Annotated in this window: 3 protein-coding genes; all 3 read right to left on the minus strand. The window is 63.8% G+C overall.

Features of this window, described 5'->3' with window-relative positions:
• Positions 1 to 1,280, minus strand: a 1,280-nt coding sequence (locus VDP82_RS16355; RefSeq protein ID WP_323015892.1) for an iron ABC transporter permease, incomplete at its 3' end; no start/stop codon positions are given.
• Positions 1,277 to 2,362 carry an ABC transporter ATP-binding protein gene (locus tag VDP82_RS16360; RefSeq protein ID WP_323015893.1) on the minus strand — a complete coding sequence of 362 codons (1,086 nt, stop codon included), beginning with the start codon at positions 2,360 to 2,362 and terminating at the stop codon, positions 1,277 to 1,279. The genes VDP82_RS16360 and VDP82_RS16355, both read right to left, overlap by 4 nt.
• Positions 2,363 to 2,393: 31 nt before the next feature.
• Positions 2,394 to 3,033: extracellular solute-binding protein (locus tag VDP82_RS16365; protein ID WP_323015894.1), on the minus strand; the 640-nt coding region annotated here is incomplete at its 5' end.

Below are 3,033 nucleotides of genomic sequence, written 5' to 3' on the forward strand. Positions count from 1 at the left end.
ATGGTCAGCGCCAGCACCATGATGGCGAAAGTGCCCGTGAGCAGGAACGGGCGCTGGCTGAAGGCGGTCACCAGCGCGATGCCGATCACCAGCCCCGGCACCACATAGGGCACCATGGTCATGGTATCGAGCGCATCGCTGAGCATGCCCTTGCGTCGCACCACCAGATAGGCGACCAGCACGGCAATCACCACCAGGATGACCAGCGCCGTTAGCCCGATGCTGAAGGTGTTGCCGACATAGCGCCAGATATCGCGCTGGGAATCGAGATAGTTCTCGAGGGACCAGCCGGCGACGAACTGGCCGTACAGCGTGTTGCGGAACGAGCTGACCACCACCACGACCAGCGGCGCCAGCGCCAGCACCAGGAACCCGTAGACATAGGCGTGCACGCCGAAATTGCTCCAGCCGGTCAGCGGGCGCGGCTCGATGCTGCGCAGCGCCGACATGGTGAATTTCTGCCGCCCGGCCAGATATTTCTGGATGAGGAACACCAGCAGCGTCACCACGATGACGATCACCGCCACGGCGGACGCAAAGCTCTTGTCGATGCTCACCTCGCCCACGAAGGACGAGTAGATCAAGACCGGCACGGTGCGGAAGCCCTGCCCGATCAGCATGGGCGTGCCGAAATCGGCGAAGGCGCGCACGAAGACCAGCAGGCTCCCGGCGAGAATTGTGGGCCAGAGCAGCGGGGCGATGATCTTGAGCGCCCGGCGCGCGCCGGTCACCCCCATGCTTTCGGCCGCTTCGAGCAGCGAGACGTCGATGGTGCGCCAGGCGCCCATCAGATAGGTGAAGATCAGCGGCACCAATTGCAGCGTCAGCACCAGCACGATGCCGGCAAAGCCGTAAATGCTGGGCGGCTTGACCCCGATCAGGTCTTGGACCAGCCGGGTGATCATGCCGTTATTGCCCAGCAGCAGGATCCAGGAATAGGCGCCGATAAAGGGCGGCGACATCATCGAGGCCAGGATCAGGATCTGCACCGTGCGGTTGCCGCGCACGCGGAACATGGTCATGAAATAGGCAAGCGGGAAGGCGATGACGAGCGCCAGCAGCGTCACGCAAACCGTCACCACCATCGAGTTCATTAGCGTGCCGTAATAGAGGCGCGAAGAGAAGAAGGTGGTGAAGCCGTCCAGCGAGAAGCCTTCGGGGCCGGTGACGCTGTTGAACAGCACCAGCATCAGCGGCCAGATGACCATCAGCAGATAGCCCCCGGTCAGCATGACCGCTATGGCCGTCCACCCGTCATAGCGATTGGTGGTCTCGTTCACGCCGCCGCTCCGCGCATGATCGATACCCCGCTTGCCGCGTCGAAAAAGGTCAGCATGTCGGTGTCGAGTCGCAGGCGGATCTTCTCGCCGCGCTCCCAGCGGGCGGCCCGGCGGGCAAATTGCAGGAACTCGATGGTTTCGCCCGAGCCCAGCAGCACGCGCACCTGCGAATGCGAGCCCAGGAAGGTCTCGTCGATCAGCTCCGCCACAAGGCCGGTCTCGGCCACTTCCACCGCCTCGGGGCGCACCGAGACCTGCACGCGCCCGGCCGCGTCCGGTGCGACCATGGCGGTCACGTCGACCGTAACGCCGTCGCCCAGATCGAGCATGGCCTTGCCGTCCTGCCGGCGCAGCTCGCGCTCGAGCAGGTTGGTCTTGCCGATGAATTCGGCGACAAACCGATTGGCCGGGAAGCGGTAGATGTCCTCGGGCGAGCCCACCTGCTGCACCACGCCCAGATTCATCACCGCGATGCGGTCGGACACCGCCATCGCCTCTTCCTGGTCATGGGTAACGTAGACCGTGGTTATACCCGCCTCGCGCTGGGCCTCGCGGATGGTTTCGCGCATCTCGACGCGCAGCTTGGCGTCGAGATTGGAGAGCGGCTCGTCCATCAGCAAAACGGCGGGCTGGATGACCAGCGCCCGCGCCAGCGCGATGCGCTGCTGCTGGCCTCCCGACATTGCGCCGGGAAGCCTGTCCTTGAGGTGCGCCATATGCACCGCCTCGAGCGCCTCGGCGACGCGCCGCTCGCTCTCGGCCCGGTTGACATTGCGGGTCTGCAACCCGAACCCGACATTCTTTCCCGCGCTCATATGGGGAAACAAAGCATAGCTCTGGAACACCATGCCGATATTGCGCGCGGAGGGGGATCGGTCGTTGATCACCACCCCGTCGAAGGAAATCGTCCCGGATTCGATGGAATTAAAGCCGGCAATCATGCGCAGCAACGTGGTCTTGCCGCAGCCGGAGGGTCCGAGCAGCGTGAAGAACTCGCCTTCGCCGATATCCAGGTCGAGATCGGGGATCGCGACCTGGTTGCCATATTCCTTGCGCAGCGAACGCAGGGCAATGCTGGTCATCGTCCTGCTCCCTTGTCAACCGAAGCGATCATCAGAGCTGAGCCTCGAGGATCGCCTTGTACTTGGCCAGGATGTCGTCGCGATGGGCCGAGACATAGGCCCCATCTTCCTCGACGGTGGGGATGTCGGCCAGCGCCGGCAGGCCCGGCTTGACCACGCCGTCACGCAGCGGACGACCGGCGGTTTCCTCGGCGAGGATGGTCTGGCCCTGCTCGGAAATGATGAAGTCGATGAAGGCCTTGCCCGCCTCGGAGTTGGGGCCGCCCTTGATCAGCTGGATGGTGGCGGGCAGGAAGGCGGCGCCTTCGGCCGGATAGACGATTTCCACGGGCTGGCCGCTGCGCACGAAGTTGAGCGAAAGCGGCTCATAGGTCAGCGCCACCACATATTCGCCGCTGGCCACGTCCTTGGCCACCTGGCTGGAGGAACCGATGGAAATGCCGTCGAGCTGCACGACCAGGTCGCGCACATAGTCCCAGCCCTTTTCCGATTCATAGTCGCCGCCCACGGCCTTGAGCATATTGGTGAGCTGGGCGAAGGCTGAGGAGGAGTTCATCGGGTCGCCAAAGGCGATCTTGCCCTTGTATTCGGGGTTCAGGAGGTCGGCATAGCTGGTGATGGTCACGCCCGCATCGGTATTGACCAAAAGGTTCGAGCCATCGGCCTGATAG

The sequence above is a fragment of the Devosia sp. genome, assembly GCF_034675085.1.
Lineage (GTDB): Bacteria > Pseudomonadota > Alphaproteobacteria > Rhizobiales > Devosiaceae > Devosia.

Coding starts and splice junctions, on each gene's coding strand:
- VDP82_RS16360 (WP_323015893.1), bottom strand. CDS start 2,362: ATGACCAGCATTGCCCTGCGTTCGCTGCGCAAGGAATATGGCAACCAG.